Below are 18,192 nucleotides of genomic sequence, written 5' to 3' on the forward strand. Positions count from 1 at the left end.
CGGCTCGCCGCGCGTCCACACAGATGGGCGATGTTGTTACCCGAAAGAAGTACATACGCGGTGAATGGCCGGGATCAGCCGTCCGCGTTCTCTACCGTCGGACGGGTGACGACGAGAACTGTTGGTCCGACCTGGTCGGGCGGGCCGGGTGAATCGGGCCGGTGGGGCCGGTCGGGCGCCCAGGCTCCGGCGGCCGGGTCGGCGGGGTCGGCCGGGCTTGCCGGGAGCCGGGGGGCCGCCGCGCTCGCGGCGTACGACCGTCAGGTGGACGGCCTGTTCACCTACTGCCTCTCGGTGCTCTGCGAGCACGACGCGGCCGCCGACGCGCTGCGCGAGGTCCGCGAGCTGGCGCGGCGGCACGGTGCCCGGCTGGCCGAGCCCGGGCTGCTGCGCGCCTGGCTGTTCTCGCTGGCCCGGTACTGCTGCCTGCGCCGGCTCGCGGGTGGCGCCCCGGACGTGACCGGCACCGGGGCCGGGCGGGCGCCCGGAACCGAACCGGACGAGGCCGAGGCGGCCCGGCGACGGCGGGAGCTGTCCTCGCTCGCCTGGCCGGAGGCGGCCGGCACCGATCCGGAGCAGCGCGAGGCGCTGGAGCTGTCCGTCCGGCACCGGCTGACCCCGTTGGAGGTCGCGGCGGTGCTGGGCCTGCCGTTCGAGCGGACCCGCGAGCTGCTGGCCGGGGCCGAGGCCGAGGTGGCCAGGACCAGGGCGGCGCTGCTGGTGCTCGGGGTGGGCAGCTGCCCGGAACTGGACCGGCTCGGCGGGGCCGGGACGGAGTCCTGGCGGGACTGGGTGCTCGGCCCGGCGCTGCGGCGGGAGCTGGTGCAGCACGTGGTGGACTGCCCGACCTGCCGGGGAACGGCGGAGCGGGTGGCCGCGAGCGAGGCGGTGGAGGGTACGGCGGGGCTGTCGGGCCTGGCACTGCTGCGGGCTCCGGCGGACCTTCCCGGGGCTGGCACGATCACCGGTGCGGTCACCGGGGTGGTCACCGGTGCGGTCACCGGTGCGGTCACCGGCGTGGCGGCGGCCCGGGGGGCGGAGCCGGGGCCACGGTTCGACCAGAGTGGCTTCCCCCGGCACCGGGCGCCGGACGCGGGGCGCGGGCTGGCGGTGCGCAGGCGGGTGGTGACCACGGGGGTGCTCGCGGCCGTCCTGGCGGCGCCGGTGGTCGCGCTCTGGGCCGGGCACCGAGGTGGTGGCGGGTCCGGGTCGACGGCCGCGGTGTCGGCGGTGCGGGTGGACGAGGCCGGGCGGCCGACCGGGCAGCGGCCGCGGCCCGCGGTGGACGGTCCGGCGGGACTGGGTGCGTCCGGCATGCCGGGGACGGAGCTGGCCGGGGCCGGGGCCTGGGCTGGGGCCGGGGCCGGGATGGTCGGGGGCGGGGCCGGTGCGGGCGGTGCAGAAACGTTGCTTCCCGGGTCTCCGCGGCTCCTCTTCCAGGGCGCGGTGGTCCCCGTACCGGCCCACGGCGCCTCCCCGCTCGACGGCCCCGGCCTGGTCGCCGCACCGGCCCCGACCGTCGACCGGGCCTCCGCGACGGGCACGGGCGGTCCGGCCCCGGCCGGGCTGCTCACCGTCGAGGCCGGCGAGTACGGCAACCGGACCGTCCTCACCCTCACCAACTCCGGCACCACGGAGATCCGTTGGCGCGCGGTGACGGAGGCCGACTGGCTCCGGCTCAGCCGCGACTCCGGCACCCTGGCGCCCGGCCAGCGGATCACCGTGATCGTCACCGTGGACGAGGACCGGGCACCGACGACGCCCTGGACCGCCCGAATCGCGCTGCCGCCCTCGCAGGCGGTGGTCACCCTGGAGGGCGGGCCGCACAACCGCGGCGGATCGGCCACTTCCCCGGCCGATCCGTCGCCCTCCTCGACTCCGTCCTCGACGCCGTCCGCCACACCGGTGCCGACCGGCTCCGCCACCGCCTCACCCACCACGGCCCCCACCGCCTCCGGCTCACCCACGTCGACCCCATCACCGTCCGGCTCCCCGGCGGGCTCCCCGCCCCCCTCGGGCACGGCCACTACGGCGCCCCCGTCGGACGCCTCGCCACACCCGTCAGGCACGGCGACAGCCTCGCCGTCGGGGCGGTAACAGCGGGCGCAGCCCGCTGGCCGAGGGCTGAACCAGAAGTCGGCCGGGTCGACTTCTGGTGCGGGGCTGGGCGGGCCGGGAGCAAAATATGTAGACCGACCGTCATATTCCTTCCTCCGAGCCTCGCCGAAGCCCGCGCGAGAAGTCGGCCTGGTCGACTTCTCACGCGCGCCGGCTCACATGTAGACCGGTCTGCATATTTCGTCGCACCCGAGCAGGGAATGCACAGGAAAGGGAGGAAGCCGACTCGACCGGCTTCCCACACACAGGGCAAGAAGTGCGCCCTCTTCTTGCCGCCGCCCGGCGCAGAAAGTCGACCACGCCGACTTCTCGTGCAGGGACAGGAATATGTAGACCGGTCTGCATACTTTCCGCCAGCCCGAGCGGGGAATGCACCAGAAGTCGACTGGGCCGACTTCTCGCACAGGAAAGGCGGGGACGCTCCTCTTCTTCCCGTGCCCAGCACAGAAAGTCGGCCATGCCGACTTCTCGTGCTGGCGCCCGACCCACATGTAGACCGGTCTGCATATTCCTCCCGGCAGCCGGGGCGCAGTGGACGCGCAGAAAGTCGGCCAGGCCGACCGCTGATGCGCGACCAGAACATGTAGACCGGTCTGCATATTTCGTTGCAACCCGAACGGCGGATGCACAGAAAGTCGGCCTGGCCGACTTCTGGTGCGGGCGTCGCGTCAGAGCCGGTGGATCGGCGGGACCTGGTAGGTGCCGTCCAGGACAGCGGGCTCGGGCTGGTAGATGCGGAGGATGGGGCGGAACTCACCGGGCGGGGTGGGGAGCCAGTTGGCGGCGGCGACCGGGTCCTCGGGCTGGTCGTGCTGGAGGGTCAGGGTGAGGGAGCCGTCCTCGCCGTGGACCAGGCCGGGGGTGCGGTCGCCGATCGAGTAGCGGTCGATCGGGTTCTCCACCAGGTAGTAGTCCGGGACGGAGTACATCGTGACGGACCAGAACGCCCCGGCCGGGGGCGGCTGGTCGAAGCGCAGGGTGTAGCTGTGGGCACCGGTCAGGGGCCGCCCGTCGGAGTCGTCGTAGGTCATCGCGTACGAGGCCTCGTAGGCGTGGTTGCCCCAGAGGCCCGCCCGGGCGGCGGCGGCCCGGCTGAGATAGGCGGCGCGGCGGTCGGGGATGCGCCACTCGGGGTCGTCCAGGGTGCCGGGGCCCAGGTGGTCGGTGTTGTAGTCGAAGAGGTGCAGCGCGCTGCGCCACTCGCCGGGCGGGTGGTCCTCGGGCGGGCGGGTGGCGTCCTCGACCCGTTCCCGGCCGGCGGCCAGGCCCTTGGCCAGCGCGAGCGTCCACTCGGGGGCGGCCGCGCGGTACGGCGAGGCGCCGTCGTCCAGCAGGCCGAGCGGGGCGAAGCGGCGCTGGTACTCGATGTCCGTGGTGGCGGGCGGGAAGGCCTGCATCCAGACCCGCAGCCGCTCGAAGAAGGCCAGCCGCTCGGGGACGTCCCCGTCCGGCTCGGGCAGTCCGGCGACCAGGCCGCCGGGTTCCAGCGGCTCCAGTTCCAGGGCGGCCTGGAGGGCCCGGACCCGGGGCAGGTCGTCCGGGCCGGTGCAGGCGAAGCGGCCGACGAGGGTGCCGACGGTGGTCGGCAGCTCGATCACCCGGCTGGGGTCCGGCGGGGTGCCATGCCAGCCGGGCGGGACGATCAGCCAGGTCTGCGCACCGGTGCCGGTGGCCCGGCGGCCGAGGTAGGCGACGTTCTCCGTCCAGGCGTCGATGAACTGCAGCACGTAGTAGGCGCCCGCGGTGTCCGGGACGCTCAGCACCTGCGGGCCCTCGGAGAGGTCGAGCTGGGCGATCGAGTAGACGGTGTCGTTGTTGACCGAGACGAAGTCGTCGGCCGGGCCGGCCAGCCGGGCGGCGTGGCTGATCTGGTTGAACGGCGCCGCCGGCAGGGTGCCCAGGCCGCCCCGGGCGAAGCGCTCGACCATGGTGAGGCCGGCGACCAGCGGGTAGCCGTAGACGTACGCGTCGGCGGCCAGGGCCTCCAGCTCGGGCTGGTTCATCGCGGGTCCTTCGTCCGGGGCGGGCGGCCGGTCGGCGGAACCGCTCGGCGTCCCGCGGCCGTTCGGGCCGGCTGCGGCGGGTGGGTCCGCCGTCCGGGTCGTGCACCGGCCGGGGTGCGGTCGCCGAGCGCGGTACACATCGGATGCTAAGCGGGGCCGGGTGGGGCGGCACGTCGGATCGGATGCCGCGCGGCATCCGGTGGGCCGCTGTCTGCTGACCGCGAATCCGGGCGTACGGGCGGGGCGGCCGGGAGAGGGTCGTCGGTATGAAGATCCTTCTGCTTGGCGGCTCGTCCTTCCTCGGGCGGGCCTACGCCGCCGAAGCCCTTGCCCGGGGCCACCGGGTGACCACCTTCAACCGCGGCCGCAGCGCCGCGGATCTGCCCGGCGTCGAGGCCGTCCGGGGCGACCGCGACAGCGCCGAGGACCTCGCCCGGCTGGTCGAGGGCCGCAGCTGGGACGCCGTCGTCGACACCTCCGCCCAGCAGCCGGCCCAGGCGGCTCTCAGCGCCCGGCTGCTGCGCGAGCGGGCCGGCCACTACACCTTCGTCTCCTCCGTGCACGCCTTCGCCGACTGGCCCGCCCGGGTGATCGACGAGGACTCCGCGCCGCACCCCTGCCCCGCCGACACCCCGCCCGACCAGCCACCCGGCAACGCCCTGAAGGCCGGCTGCGAACGCGCCGTCCTGGAGGGGTTCGGCACCGGGCGCACGCTGGTGCTGAACAGCGGGCTGCTCGTCGGGCCGTACGAGTTCGGCGGCCGGCTGCCCTGGTGGCTGGAGCGGATGGCCCGCGGCGGACGGGTGCTCGCCCCAGGGGATCCTCAGCGGACCATGCAGGTGATCGACGTCCGGGACTTCGCCGCCTTCGGACTGGACCTGCTGACGGCCGGGACGGCGGGGCGGTTCGTCACCACGGCGCCGCCCGGCCGGCTCCGCTTCGGCGAATGGCTGGAGACCTGCCGGAAGGTCGCGGGCGCCGCGGACACCGAGCTGGTCTGGGTCCCGGACGGGCCGCTGCTCGCCGAGGGGCCGGACCAGGTCGGCGCGTGGACCGAACTCCCCCTCTGGGCACCGGACCTGCCCGAGCTGGCGGGCGTCTGGCTGGCCGACACCGGCCGGGCGGAGGCGGCCGGGCTGCGCTGCCGACCGTTCGCCGAGACGGCTCGGGACACCTGGGAGTGGCTGCGGACGCGCGGGCCGGTCGAGGACACCGACGCCGAGGGGCGCAAGGGGCGGCCGGGGGCGGCGATCCGGCACGGCATCGAACCCGCCAAGGAGCGGCGGCTGTTGGCCGCCTTCGGCTGACCGCTCGGCCGCCCCCGGACAGCCGGAGTGGGAAGTCGGCCGGGCCGACTTCCCACTCCGTCGAGCGCGTCGGACGTGTGGCCCCGCTCAGTGCACGGTCGGCCGCTTCGGACGCGAGCGACCGGCCCGCGCAGAACGCGCAGAACGCGCAGGACGCGGACGGCCCCGCTCAGTGCGTGCGGCGGGTGACCAGCTCGGCGAGCGCCAGCAGTTCGTCGGCCGCGGCCGGCTCCGGGACGGCGGCGGCCAGCTGCGCCATCGCCGTGGCCATCCGCTCGCAGGACTCGCCCTGCGCCCAGCCGCGCCCGCCGGCCGCCTCGACGGCCGCCGCGCACTGCGCCAACTCCTCGGTGCTCAGCGGTCGTTCGAGCGCGTACAGCTCGGCCAGCGTCTTTCCCTCGACGGTGCCGGACCCCAGCGCCGCGACCACCGGCAGCGACTTCTTCCGGGCGACCAGGTCCGCGCCGACCGGCTTGCCGGTGACCGCCGGGTCCCCCCAGATGCCGATCAGGTCGTCGATCAGCTGGAAGGCCAGGCCGATCTCCCGCCCGAAGCCGTCCAACGCCTGCGCGGCCTCCTCGGAGGCGCCCCCGTACAGGGCGCCCATCGCGCAGGCCGCGCCGAGCAGGGCGCCGGTCTTGGCCTCCGCCATCGCCAGGCACTCGGACAGCGAGACGTCGTTGCGCCGCTCGAAGGCGCAGTCGATCTGCTGGCCCTCGCAGAGCTCGACCACGCAGTCAGCGAGCCGGCGGATCGAGCCGAGGGCGGCCGGGTGGCCGTCCTCGGCGAGCAGACGCAGCGCGAGGGAGTGCATGGCGTCCCCGGCCAGGACGGCCTCGGTGGTGCCGAACACCCGCCAGGCGGTGGGCCGGTGGCGCCTGGTGTCGTCCCGGTCGATGACGTCGTCGTGGAGCAGGGTGAAGTTGTGCACCAGCTCCACCGCGGCGGCCGCGGCAACGGCCTCGCCGGGCCTGCCGCCCAGTGCCTGGGTGGCGGCGAGGACCATGGCCGGCCGGATCGCCTTGCCGGCCGAGGCCTCGACAGGAGTGCCGTCCGCCTCCCACCAGCCGAAGTGGTAGCCGGCCACCTTGCGCATGGTGCCGGGCAGCGAGTCGACGGCGGCCCGCAGGACCGGATCGACCAGGGCGCGGGTCCGGGCGAGGATGTCCGCCGCCTCGTGCCCCTCTTTGTGGTCCCGCTCCAGCGTGGGACTCGTCATGGGTGTCTCCCCCTGTCGGGCGCCTGTCGTGGGACGGCCCGCCGATGGCGGGCCGGAGTTGCGCCGCGGGACCGGGCACGGTCGTACGCACCGGCCGCCTCGGGCCGGCCCGTACGCACCGGGGCGCGCCGTCCGCCGGGGCCGCCCAACGGCCCCCGGCAGGACGGCGCGGCTCGGCGACCGGCCCCGCGGACCGTCAGTACTGCGCGATGTCCACGTTCTCCAGGACGCCGACCGCGTCCGGCACCAGGATCGCGGCGGAGTAGTAGGCGCTCACCAGGTAGGAAATGATGGCCTTGTCGTCGATTCCCATGAACCGCACCGAAAGGCTCGGCTGGTACTCGTCCGGAATTCCGGTCTGGTGCAGACCGATGACGCCCTGGTTGTCCTCGCCGATTCGCATCGCGATGATCGAGCTGGTGCTACCGACGATCGGGATCTTGTTGCACGGGAAGACCGGGACCCCGCGCCAGGACATGATCTGCTTGCCCTCGACCTCGACCGTCCCCGGGTAGAGGCCGCGCTTGTTGAGCTCCCGGCCGAAGGCGGCGATGGCCCGGGGGTGGGCCAGGAACATCCTGGTGCCGCGACGCCGGCTGAGCAGCTCGTCCATGTCGTCCGGGGTGGGCGGCCCGGAGTGGGTCTGGAACCGCTGGTCGTACGCGGCGTTGCTGAGCAGGCCGAACTCGGGGTTGTTGACGAGCTCGTGCTCCTGGCGCTCGCGCAGGGCCTCGATGGTCAGCCGGAGCTGGTGCTCGGTCTGGTTCATCGGCTGGTTGTAGAGGTCGGCGACCCGGGTGTGCACCTTGAGGACGGTCTGCGCGACGCTCAGCTCGTACTCGCGCGGCTTGAGCTCGTAGTCCACGAAGGCGCCGGGCAGCTCGTACTCGCCCTCGTGGCCGGCGGAGAGGTCGATCGCGGCCTCGCCGTGCTTGTTCTGCGCCTGCTGGAAGCCGTTCAGGTACTCGATGACCTGGAGCTGGAGCGCCTCGGAGCGGTCGTGCAGTTCCTGGAAGGAGGGCCAGGACAGCGTCAGCACGGTGCCGGAGGTCGCGGCGCGGACGGTGTACGGCCAGTCGCCGCCGTCCTGCCGGATCGCCTCGTCGCCGAGGTGGTCGCCGTCGGCGAGCGAGCCGACCACCGTCTCCTCGCCGTACTTGCCGGTGCCCAGCCGGTCGAGCTTGCCGTGCGCGATCAGGAAGACCTCGGTGATCGGCGCCCCGGCCTGGACCAGGACGTCACCCGCGTTGAAGTCCCGCTGCACGAAGCGCGAGGCCAGCTCCTCCAGCAGGGCCTCGTCCTGGAAACCGCGCAGCACCGGCACCTCGACCAGCGTGGGCGGGACGATCCGCACCTCGGCGCCGGTCTTGACGAAGCTCACCCGGCCGCGGCCGACCGAGTGGCGCAGGCGGCGGTTCACCCGGTAGGTGCCGCCGGACACCTGCACCCAGGGCAGCTTCCTGAGCAGCCAGCGCGGGCTGATGCCCTGCATCTGCGGGGCGGACTTGGTGGTCGTCGCGAGGTTCCGCGCGCCCGCCGTGCTCAGACTCTGCTGCTGCCGGAGCTCCGATCGCGCACCGGGCGCGGGAATACCGGCATTGGTTTCGGTCGACATGGGGGCCCTTCGCGTATCCCGATGAAGTGTCGCCTTGCACATGCGTGTTGCAGCTTCATGGTGGGCCCATTCGAGGGCGACCCGCAATCACTCGTTCGAGTGGTTCAGAATGGCCAAACAAATAGTACGAATAGATCACCCGATCGATATTCGTTCGACTATTTATTCGAACGTATCGGGGTCCCGCGCTTCAGCCGGGTCTCCGCCGGGCGCAGCCATGCTTCATCCGGGCCTCATCCGCGCGCCGGCTGGGCCGCGGGCCGGGCCCCATCCTCCCCCATCCGCACCTCGGCCCGCGCCACCCTCCGACACGCTCCGCGCGTGGCGCCGCCGAACGAGCGCGGTGCGGCCGCCGCCGTCGGCGGGCACGTCGGCGCTACAGCGGGCCGTTCCAGTCCAGGGTCGGCTCCAGCACGCCCTCCAGGGTGAGCAGCCAGCGCTTCACCTCGATCCCGACCCGGCCGCCGCCGAAGCCGCCGATCCCGTCCGCCGCCACCACCCGGTGGCAGGGCACCAGCAGGGGGACGGGGTTGGCCGCCATCATCTGCCCGACCGTGCGGGCGGCCAGGCCGGGCTCCGCGACGTCCTCGAACACCCCGCTGCGGGCGGCCAGTTCGCCGTAGGTGATGGTCCGGCCGTACGGCACCTCGCGCCAGAGGGTCTGCAGCACCGCGCGGTGCGGGCCGGAGGTCAGGCTCCAGTCGACCGGCAGGCCCAACTCTCGGGTGCGGCCCGCCAGGTAGGCGCCGATCCGCTCGGTGACGGCGGCGACCTTCGACGCGTCGGTGCACGCTGGCACGCCGCCGTCGCGCGGCCCGGTGTACCCGGCCGAGGCCACGCCGAGCGGGGTCACCGCGATGTGCATCGGCCCGCTGGGCAACGGTGTCGGCACGGTCAGCCACGACATCGACCAGGACTGCGGCACGCTCGGGCCCCCACCCTCCGCCGGACCGGCCGCCGGCCACCCCGGCACCCGGGGGGCGTCCCCGCCCCGCGCGCCATCGTACGGCGGGTGGCCGGCGGCACGGACGGATCCGGTCAGAGCTGCCCCTTCAGCGCGCGGGCGTTCGACGCGCACCAGTGCACCAGCTCGGCGCGGGCCGGGGCGCGGCCCTCGCACAGCACGGCGAGCTGTTCGTCGCTGATCCGGTTGGGCCCCGGGATCTCCAGCAGGTACGCCAGTTCCGCCAGGACGGTGGCGAGCCGCTCCGCGTCCGCGTGGTCCAGGGTGACCGCGGACTCGTGATGGCTGATGGTGAGCGAGCCGGGCATGATCGACCTCCTCCGTCACCCCCGCCCTCCACCGTACGACCGGGTCGGCCGCCCCGCCCGCCGCGGAGGCGTACGTGCGCGGGAGGGGCAGCCGGTTGCGCTCCGGGGCCGGCCGGGCGCGGTGCGCGGTGGGCCGGGGGTGCGCCCCGGAGCCGTCCGAGGGGTTGGTCAGCTGTCCGGGCCCTCCTCCCAGCGGCGGTTCCGTACCGCCGGTACGGCCAACACTACGGCCCCGGCTGCCAGTTGCCAGACAGCCCCGAGCAGCAACACGGTGTCCGCGCCGAACCGGCCCGCCAGCGGACCGGCCGCCGCCAGCCCGAGCGGGCCGAGGGCGAAGGAGCCCAGCACGCCGAAGGCCGTCAACCGGCCGAGCAGTTCCACCGGCACCCACTTCTGCGTGGTGGTGCTGTAGAGCGTCCCGCAGACCGCCGAGCCGACCCCGGCCACCAGGGCGCCGGCGGCCACCCAGGGCAGCCCGGCCCCGGCCGCGAGCACCCCGGAGGGCACCGCCCAGGCCAGCGCCGCCACGGACGCCACCGCGAGCGGACGGGCGGGCGCCCGGCCGAGCATCAGCAGGCCGCCCAGCACCGCGCCGGCGCCGTACCCGCCCATCACCAGGCCCCAGGCCCGGGCGCCGCCGAGGTCCCGCTGCGCGAGCAGCGGGCCGAGCACCAGGAAGGGGGCCCACACCAGCAGGTTGAACAGGCCGGTCTGCACGGTGGTGATCCACAGCCACGGACGGGCGGCGAACTCCGACCAGCCGGCCCGGACGTCCCGGATCATCGACTCCCCGCCGGCCGCCGCCGCCCGCACCGGCAGCCGCAGCCCGGCCAGCGCGACCGCGCTGACGCCGTACGTCGCCGCGTCGGCCAGCAGCACCGCCGCCGGGCCCCAGGCGGCGGTGACCAGGCCGGCGGTGGCGGGGCCGACCACGGTGGACACCGAACGGGCCAGTCCCAGCAGGGTGTTGGCGTCCGCCATCAGTTCCCCGCGGCGCACCAGGTCGGGCACGATCGCGCCGAAGGCCGGCATGAACAGCCCCTCACCGACCCCCCAGACCGCCACCAGCGCGACCATCGCCCAGACCGGCACGTGCCCGGCCGCCAGCAGCCCGGCGAACAGCGCCTGGACCAGGCCGCGCACCAGGTCCGAGCCCAGCATCACCCGGCGGCTGCCGAGCCGGTCCGCGATCACCCCGCCGGCCAGCAGCACCAGCACCACCGGGAGGATCCGGGCCGCCATCACCCACCCCAGGTCGGTGCCGCTGCCCGCGGTGACGCCTCCCGCAGTGCCGTCTCCCCCGGTGTCGAGCACCGCGAAGGCCACCGCGACCGGCGCCATCGAGGAGCCGACGAGGGAGGTCGTGTACCCGATGAAGAAGCGGGTGAAGTCGCGCTCGCCCAGCACGGCGAGACGGTCTCCCGGGCGCCTTCGGCGGGCCGGGATCCGGTCTGTGTCCACTGCCATGGGCAGCCAGTCTGGGGTTCGACGGGAGCGCGGTTCAAGGGTTTCCGGGAGAAAACCTGAGTCTTTTGGCATCAATTTCGCCGACGTGGGCAATGACCGCAGTAAATACCCCGCCGAAAGGCCTCTCACCTGCCGATTGCTAGCCGTTTACCGCGAACCACGGATAGCATCGAGCGTCTTCGAGAATGTCGCCGGAATGCCATTTACTGCGGAAAGAGGTCGGACCGTGGCAGAGCTCCCACCGGTCGAGTACGCCGTCGCCGTCGAGCGCTACCTGGCCGCCTCCGGGCTCTCCGCCGGCTCCCGCCGGATCTACCGGATCGCGCTGGACACCTGGGCGTGGGCACTCGCCGACCGGCCCGCCCCCACCGGCCGCGAACGGCGGCGCGCCCGGCCGCCCGTCCTGCCGCTCGCCCTGCTCGACCACCCCGACGCCGCCGCGCGGCTCCGCGCCGCGGCCGCCCGGCGCGGAACCGACACCGACCCGCGCACCCTCAACCGGGAACTCTCCACCCTGCGCGCGGCCGTCGCCTGGTGGCGGGCCCGGGGCTGGCTCGACGACGACCCGACCGCGGACCTCCGCCCCCACCGGCTGCCCGAACCGGCCGAAACCGCCCTGAGCGCCGAACAGTTGCGCACTCTGTTCGCCCTCCGCGCGCCACTGCGCGAACAGACGCTCTGGCACCTGCTGCACGAGTCCGGCGCCCCGATCGAAACCGTCCTCGCCCTGGACACCGACCACCTCGACCTGCCCCGCCGCCGCACCCGTCACGGGTACCCCGCCGTCCACTGGCAGTCCGGCACCGCCCGGCTGCTCCCCCTCCTCATGGCCGGCCGCGCCACCGGCCCGCTCTTCCTCACCGACCGCCGCGCCCCCGCCGGCACCCCCGCCCGCGACCGCTGCCCCCACACCGGCCACGCCCGCCTCTCCTACCGCCGCGCCGCCGAACTCTTCACCGCCCACGCCCGTCCCCTCGGCCCGGACTGGACCCTCCGCCGACTGCGGGCAGGCCGGTAGCCGCGCCCGTCGGGCCGTGAGGCGCGACGGACTCCGCGCCGCCGTTACGCAGCCGATGGGCCGCCGTGACACGACCGGCCGAGGACCGCGACACGGCGGTCCTACCGTCGTCCACGACGCCACCGACCGACCCGTTCGAACCGGCCGGGAGGGCGTCCACGACGAGGACGTACGCGTCCGGCGCCGACGACGGACGTCCCGCGACACCAGCACGGCGGACCCCGCGAACCGCACCGCGGAGCGGCGTCCACCACGCACCGACCGATGCAGAGGGAGACACCCCGCATGAGCCGTACCCACCGCTCGCCCGCCCGCCGCGTCCTGGCGGCCTGCGCCCTGACCGGCGCCGCGCTGCTGGCCACCGTCACCGGCGGGCAGGCCTGGGCCGACAGCGCGCCGAAGCCCGCCGCCCCCAGCGTCGCCAGCCCGAGCGTCGACGCGGCGACGAAGACCGCCACGCCCGCACCGGCCGCACCGAGCGCCCCGCGGGCCGAAGCCCCGAAGCCCGAGGCCTCGCCGGCCGTAACCGTCCCGAAGGGCGCCGTCTCGCCGGCCCCGGTCGCCCCCGGCGACGCCCGGCCGCAGGTCCGCGAGGTGCCCAAGGGCGCCGCGCAGGCCGGTGACGGCTCCGCCGCCTCCGACGGCTCCGGCCTGATGCTCGCCGGTGGCGGCACCGTCGCGGCCATCGGCGCCGCGGGCCTGGGCTTCGCCGTCCTGCGCCGCCGCTCCGGTGCGCGCGGCTGACACCGGTCCCGAGTCCGCCGGGCACCCCGGCGCCGCTTCCCCGTACCCGGCCAGTCGGGGAAGCGGCGCCGGGGTCGCCCCGGTGGCGGGGACCGACACCCGCCGACGCGCCAAGGACCGCCGCCGGGGCCGCCGGCGCGCCGCCCGGCCCGGCCCGGGCCCGCTGCGCCGTACCGCCTTCGGCACCGCGGGCCTGCTCTGCCTGGTGCTCGGCACCTCGCTCGCCCTGTCCGGCCGGGAGACCCCAGTGGTGCGGGTCGAGACCTCCGGGCACGGCGCCGGGACCGACACCCCGGCGACAGCCCAGGGCGCCTCGGCCACGACCGGCACCGCGCCCACCGCACCCGTCGCTCCCAAGCCGTACCCGCCCTCGCCGCCGACCCGGCTGCTGGTCCCCTCCGTCGGGGTGGACGCTCCGGTGGCCGGACTCGGCCTGAACCCCGACGGCACGGTCGAGGTGCCGTCGGCCGACCGGGGCGACGAGGTCGGCTGGTACCGCAACGGCCCCACCCCCGGCGAGACCGGTCCCGCCGTGCTCATCGGGCACTACGACACCGCGCACGGCCCGGCGGTCTTCAAACAGCTGCCGAAGCTCCGGCCCGGCGAGCTGATCCGGATCCGGCGCGCGGACGGCGGCACCGTGGACTTCAAGGTCCGCACCCTGCTCCAGGCCGCCAAGGACCACTTCCCGACCGAGCAGGTGTACGGCGACACGCCCGCGCCCGCACTGCGGCTGATCACCTGCGGCGGACGGATCGGCTCGGACGGCCACTGGACGGACAACATCATCGTGCTGGCGGACCCGGCCTGACGAGCACACGGAACCCCGCCGCCCCCCACGAGGACACGGGGCCCCGCCACGGAACCGCCGGCCGCCGTTCGCGCGACCTACCACCGGGGCGGTGACGGGAGCGACGGCCGAAGCGTCGCCGCAGATCAGGAGGACGACACCGACCGTGGCAGCAACCCCACCACCCCGCCGCCGACCCGGCGCCGTCCCGGTGGCCGCCCTGGCCGGCCTGGTCGTCGTCCTCGCCCTCGCCGCCCTGGCCTTCGGCCGGGCCACCCCCGGCGAGCTTCGCGACCAGGGCCCGGCCGAGGCCGTCACGCCGCCGCCGGTGCCCCTGCCGCTCTGGCCGCAGCTGCCCACCTCCCCGCCGCCGGCCACGCCCGCGGCCGGTGCCACCCAGGAGCCGCCGCAGCCCGTACCGGACGTGACCGTCCCCGGGCACGACATCACCGCGGTCGACGTCCGCACCGTCCTCGCCAAGGACCCGAAGGTGGGCCCGGAGGAGCGGCAGGCGCTCGGCACCTGCGCCGGCTGCGAGGTCCGCGCCCCCGAGTTCCGTGACGTCACCGGCGACGGGCAGCCCGAGCTGATCACCGTCGTCGTCACCCCCGGGCGGGTCGTGCTGCACGTCTACACCCTCGTCGAGGACCGCCTGCTGCCCGTCCTCCAGGTACCGGTCCAGCCGGCCTTCAGCGCCGCGACCATCGGCCCCGACCTCTGGCTGTACGAGCCGACCAGCGCCTACGTCCAGACCAGCAGCCACTACCAGTGGGACGGGGCCAGGCTCGCCCTGAAGGAACGCAGGGACGAGGGCGTCGGCGTGCTCCCACCCACCGGTCCGCCCATGGGTCCGGCCACCGGCCCGGACACCGGCCGGACGGCCGCCGCCACGCCCGAGGCCAGTCCGGGACCGGTGCGCCCCACCCCCCTCGCGCCGAGGCCGGCGGCCCCCGGGGCCGCCGTACCGTCCCCGCGCGCCACCCGGCCGTCCACCGTGCCCTCCGCCCCCGCCGTGTTCCCGGAAGCGAAGCGATGACCACCCCCGCAGGCAGCACCCCCGCAGGCAGCAACGCCACCGGCACCACCGCCGCCGGCACCCCGGCCGCCGGCACCACCGCCGCCGGCACCCCCGCCCACCCGCACATCCTCCTGGTCGAGGACGACGAGGTGATCCGCGAGGCCACCCGGATGGCCCTGGAACGCTACGGCTTCCCGGTCACCACGGCGGCCGACGGCCTGGAGGGGCTGGAGGCCTTCCACGCCGTCCGGCCCGACCTGCTCCTGCTCGACGTCATGCTGCCGCTGCTCGACGGGGTCGGCCTCTGCCGCCGGATCCGCGAGGAGAGCCAGCTGCCGATCCTGATGATGTCCGCCCGCACCGACCCGGTGGACGTGGTCTCCGGGCTGGAGGCCGGCGCCGACGACTACGTGGTCAAGCCCTTCGAGAGCGCCGTCCTGGTCGCCCGGATCCGTACCGTGCTGCGCCGCGTCCGGGTCGTCCCGGCGGCCGACGCCCCGCCCCCGCCCCCGGCCGCCCCCGGGACCCCGCCGCCGGAGGCCCCCGCCCCCGTCCCCTCCCCCACCGTGCGCAGCTTCGACGGCCTCCAGGTGGACACCGACAGCATGGAGGTCCGGGTGGACGGCCGCCTCGTCCCGCTCACCCCCACCGAACTGCGGTTGCTGCTGGAGTTCACCGCCGCGCCCGGGATCGTGCTGGAGCGCTCCACCCTGCTCGAACGCGTCTGGGACTACGAGTGGGGCGCCGACACCCGGGTCGTGGACGTCCACGTGCAACGGCTGCGCGCCAAGATCGGCTCCGGCCGGATCGAGACCGTCCGCGGGTTCGGCTACAAGCTGCGGCGCCCGGCATGACCCTGCGCCGCCAGATCGCCACCGCCGTCGCCGCCATCGCCGTCCTGGTCGCGGTGGCCGTCGGCCTGCTGGTCCACCAGGCGATGATCCGTCAGCACGTCGACCAGGCCCGTTCCACCGCACTCGCCGTCCTCGACTCCGCGCTGGACGACTACCGCCGCGGCGGCGCCCCGTCCGGCCGGGGCGCCGCCGTGGACGACCCGGCCCTGCCCGAGCGGCTGCGCGCCCTCGCCGAGAGCGGCCGGCACGGCTCGCTGCTCGCCGCCGACGGCGCCGGGGAGTCGATGTGGGCGGCCGGACCGGTACAGAACGGAGTGCTGTCCGTCCGGGTGGACTTCGCCCAGGACCGGCGGGCCATCGCCGACCTGGACCGGATCATCCTGCTGACCGTCGTCGCCGCGGTCTTCACCACCGTGCTGGCCGGCGTGCTCGTCGCCGACCGGATCAGCCGCCGGCTGCGCACCGCGGCCACCGCCGCCCGGGGCATCGCGGCCGGCGGGACGGACACCCGGATCGGTGAACTCGTCGACGGCAAGGACGAGGTGGCCGACCTCGCCGCCGCCGTCGACCTGATGTCCCGCACCCTGCACCGGCGGCTGGAGGACGAGCAGCGCTTCACCGCGGACGTCGCCCACGAGCTGCGCACCCCGCTCACCGGACTGGTCACCGCCGCCGAACTGCTGCCGCCCGGCCGCCCCACCCAGCTCGTGCAGAACCGGGTGCAGGCGCTGCGCGGCCTGGTCGAGGACCTGCTGGAGGTCTCCCGCCTGGACGCGGACGCCGAGTCCCCCGACCTCTCCGCCGTCCCGCTGGAACGCGCGGCCCGCCGCACCGTCACCCTCACCGGCCTGGACGTCACCGTCGACGTCACCGCCGACCGGCAGGTCCGCACCGACCTGCGCCGGCTGGACCGCATCCTCGGCAACCTCCTCCTCAACGCCCACCGCCACGGCGCCGGCCCGGTCCACCTGCACGTCGACGGCCCGCGGATCACCGTCCGCGACCACGGCCCCGGCTACCCCGAGGACCTCCTGCGGCACGGCCCCCAGCGCTTCCGCACCAGCGCCCCCGAACGCGGCCGCGGCCACGGCCTCGGCCTCACCATCGCCACCGGCCACGCCCGCGTCATCGGCGCCACCCTGACCTTCACCAACCACCCCGACGGCGGCGCCCTCGCCACCCTCACCCTCCCCCCGGACTGACCCAGGTCTGACCCCGGCAACGCCGAAGGGCCGGCCCGACACCCGTCGGACCGGCCCTTCCCCACTGCTGCGCGGAGCCCCCTGTCGGGTTCGAACCGACGACCCCCGCTTTACAAGAGCGGTGCTCTGGCCAGCTGAGCTAAGGAGGCACGGTGGCCGTCCGCGACGGATCACGGCGGCACCGGGGGCAGTCTACCGGGCCCGGGTGACGGGGTGGGGGGATATCCGGGGGTTGGTGGGATGGGTGGGCGTGATGGAACCGATGCCGAAATCGGGTGGGGTGGGGGCTGACAAGCGACGGGAGCGCAGGTAGCGTCGCCGGGAGCCGGTTAGTGCAGTGGTTCAGACCACTGGTGGGCCGGCGGACTACATCGGACCCCCTTTACTCGGATCGTCCGGCACGTTCCTGCCGGTGAAGGAGAGCAACGACCATGGCTTCTGTCACGTACGACAAGGCGACCCGCGTCTACCCCGGGGCGGACAAGCCCTCGGTGGACGCGCTGGACCTGGAGATCGCGGACGGCGAGTTCCTCGTGCTGGTCGGCCCCTCGGGCTGCGGCAAGTCGACCAGCCTGCGCATGCTGGCCGGTCTGGAGGACGTCAACACCGGGGCGATCCGGATCGGCGACCGCGACGTCACCCACCTGCCGCCGAAGGACCGGGACATCGCCATGGTGTTCCAGAACTACGCGCTCTACCCGCACATGACCGTCGCCGACAACATGGGCTTCGCGCTCAAGATCGCCGGCGTGAACAAGGCGGAGATCCGCACCAAGGTCGAGGAGGCCGCGAAGATCCTCGACCTGACCGCGCTGCTGGACCGCAAGCCGAAGGCGCTCTCCGGCGGTCAGCGCCAGCGCGTCGCGATGGGCCGCGCGATCGTCCGCCAGCCGCAGGTCTTCCTGATGGACGAGCCGCTGTCGAACCTGGACGCCAAGCTCCGCGTCTCGACCCGCACCCAGATCGCCGGCCTCCAGCGCCGCCTGGGCATCACCACGGTGTACGTCACCCACGACCAGACCGAGGCGCTCACCATGGGCGACCGGGTCGCGGTGCTCAAGGACGGTCTGCTCCAGCAGGTCGACACCCCGCGCACCATGTACGACAAGCCCGCCAACCTCTTCGTGGCCGGCTTCATCGGCTCGCCGGCCATGAACCTGGTCGAGGTGCCGCTGGTGGACGGCGGCGTGAAGTTCGGCGGCTCGGTCGTCAACATCTCCCGCGAGGACCTGGCCGGCGCCGGCACCGACAAGACGGTGACCGTCGGCGTCCGCCCCGAGCACTTCGAGATCGTCCCGTCGGGCGGCATCGAGGGCGTCGCGGTGACCGTCAACGTGGTCGAGGAGCTCGGCTCGGACGGCTTCGTCTACGGCACCACCCAGATCGGCGGCAAGGACCACGACCTGGTCGTCCGCGTCCCCGGCCGCCAGATCCCGGCCCGCGGCGAGACCGTCCACGTCGTACCGATCGCCAACGAGACCCACGTCTTCTCCACCAGCTCCGGCCTGCGCCTGAGCAACTGACGCCGCCTCCGAGCGACGCCGGAGCCCGCCGGACCCCCGTGG

At 74.8% G+C, this 18,192-nt stretch carries 15 protein-coding genes and 1 tRNA gene; 9 read left to right on the forward strand and 7 right to left on the reverse strand.

Features of this window, described 5'->3' with window-relative positions; translation table 11 throughout:
* Positions 1 to 264 precede the first annotated feature (264 nt).
* Positions 265 to 2,097 (forward strand): BACON domain-containing protein, encoded by a 1,833-nt coding sequence (locus ACZ7RU_RS08290; protein WP_470340068.1) that lies wholly within the window; start codon positions 265 to 267, stop codon positions 2,095 to 2,097.
* A 689-nt stretch (positions 2,098 to 2,786) separates the two neighbouring features.
* Here ACZ7RU_RS08290 and ACZ7RU_RS08295 read toward each other — a convergent pair.
* The gene (locus tag ACZ7RU_RS08295) at positions 2,787 to 4,121 is read right to left on the reverse strand and encodes a DUF1254 domain-containing protein (RefSeq protein WP_470340069.1); all 1,335 of its coding nucleotides are present in this window, start codon (positions 4,119 to 4,121) and stop codon (positions 2,787 to 2,789) included.
* A 266-nt stretch (positions 4,122 to 4,387) separates the two neighbouring features.
* Between ACZ7RU_RS08295 and ACZ7RU_RS08300 the strand changes: the two genes are divergently transcribed.
* A complete protein-coding gene (locus ACZ7RU_RS08300) occupies positions 4,388 to 5,428 on the forward strand; it encodes an NAD-dependent epimerase/dehydratase family protein (RefSeq protein WP_470340070.1) in 1,041 nt (346 codons plus the stop codon).
* Positions 5,429 to 5,597: 169 nt separating this feature from the next.
* Here ACZ7RU_RS08300 and ACZ7RU_RS08305 read toward each other — a convergent pair whose 3' ends face one another.
* From ACZ7RU_RS08305 to ACZ7RU_RS08325, 5 genes are all read right to left on the reverse strand, one after another.
* On the reverse strand, positions 5,598 to 6,647 hold the full coding sequence (locus ACZ7RU_RS08305; protein WP_470340071.1) for a family 2 encapsulin nanocompartment cargo protein polyprenyl transferase: 1,050 nt from the start codon (positions 6,645 to 6,647) through the stop codon (positions 5,598 to 5,600).
* Between the two features lie 196 nt (positions 6,648 to 6,843).
* A complete protein-coding gene (locus tag ACZ7RU_RS08310) occupies positions 6,844 to 8,262 on the reverse strand; it encodes a family 2B encapsulin nanocompartment shell protein (RefSeq protein WP_470340072.1) in 1,419 nt (472 codons plus the stop codon).
* A 376-nt stretch (positions 8,263 to 8,638) separates the two neighbouring features.
* Entirely contained in the window at positions 8,639 to 9,187 is a 549-nt protein-coding gene (locus tag ACZ7RU_RS08315) for a methylated-DNA--[protein]-cysteine S-methyltransferase (RefSeq protein ID WP_470340073.1), read from the reverse strand.
* Between the two features lie 113 nt (positions 9,188 to 9,300).
* Positions 9,301 to 9,534 (reverse strand): hypothetical protein, encoded by a 234-nt coding sequence (locus ACZ7RU_RS08320; RefSeq protein ID WP_470340074.1) that lies wholly within the window; start codon positions 9,532 to 9,534, stop codon positions 9,301 to 9,303.
* 168 nt (positions 9,535 to 9,702) lie between these two features.
* Positions 9,703 to 11,001 carry an MFS transporter gene (locus ACZ7RU_RS08325; RefSeq protein ID WP_470340075.1) on the reverse strand — a complete coding sequence of 433 codons (1,299 nt, stop codon included), beginning with the start codon at positions 10,999 to 11,001 and terminating at the stop codon, positions 9,703 to 9,705.
* 226 nt (positions 11,002 to 11,227) lie between these two features.
* On the opposite strand from ACZ7RU_RS08325, the gene ACZ7RU_RS08330 reads away from it, so the two are divergent.
* From ACZ7RU_RS08330 to ACZ7RU_RS08355, 6 genes are all read left to right on the forward strand, one after another.
* Complete coding sequence (locus ACZ7RU_RS08330) at positions 11,228 to 12,019, forward strand: hypothetical protein (protein ID WP_470340076.1); 792 nt, start codon at positions 11,228 to 11,230, stop codon at positions 12,017 to 12,019.
* A gap of 285 nt (positions 12,020 to 12,304) precedes the next feature.
* Entirely contained in the window at positions 12,305 to 12,763 is a 459-nt protein-coding gene (locus ACZ7RU_RS08335) for a sortase-dependent protein (protein ID WP_470340077.1), read from the forward strand.
* A gap of 82 nt (positions 12,764 to 12,845) precedes the next feature.
* Positions 12,846 to 13,574 (forward strand): class F sortase, encoded by a 729-nt coding sequence (locus ACZ7RU_RS08340; protein ID WP_470340078.1) that lies wholly within the window; start codon positions 12,846 to 12,848, stop codon positions 13,572 to 13,574.
* A 145-nt stretch (positions 13,575 to 13,719) separates the two neighbouring features.
* Positions 13,720 to 14,589 carry a hypothetical protein gene (locus ACZ7RU_RS08345; RefSeq protein WP_470340079.1) on the forward strand — a complete coding sequence of 290 codons (870 nt, stop codon included), beginning with the start codon at positions 13,720 to 13,722 and terminating at the stop codon, positions 14,587 to 14,589.
* A gap of 152 nt (positions 14,590 to 14,741) precedes the next feature.
* Positions 14,742 to 15,425, forward strand: coding sequence for a response regulator (locus ACZ7RU_RS08350; protein ID WP_470340228.1), 684 nt, complete (start codon positions 14,742 to 14,744; stop codon positions 15,423 to 15,425).
* A complete protein-coding gene (locus tag ACZ7RU_RS08355; RefSeq protein ID WP_470340080.1) occupies positions 15,422 to 16,627 on the forward strand; it encodes a sensor histidine kinase in 1,206 nt (401 codons plus the stop codon). Before ACZ7RU_RS08350 ends, ACZ7RU_RS08355 begins: the two co-directional genes overlap by 4 nt.
* Positions 16,628 to 16,702: 75 nt before the next feature.
* On the opposite strand, the gene ACZ7RU_RS08360 is transcribed toward ACZ7RU_RS08355, so the two are convergent.
* A tRNA-Thr gene (locus tag ACZ7RU_RS08360) sits at positions 16,703 to 16,776 on the reverse strand.
* A 282-nt stretch (positions 16,777 to 17,058) separates the two neighbouring features.
* Here ACZ7RU_RS08360 and ACZ7RU_RS08365 point away from each other — a divergent pair.
* Positions 17,059 to 18,150 carry an ABC transporter ATP-binding protein gene (locus tag ACZ7RU_RS08365; protein WP_470340081.1) on the forward strand — a complete coding sequence of 364 codons (1,092 nt, stop codon included), beginning with the start codon at positions 17,059 to 17,061 and terminating at the stop codon, positions 18,148 to 18,150.
* The last annotated feature ends 42 nt before the right edge of the window (positions 18,151 to 18,192 follow it).

The sequence above is a fragment of the Kitasatospora sp. NPDC114501 genome (assembly GCF_055633695.1).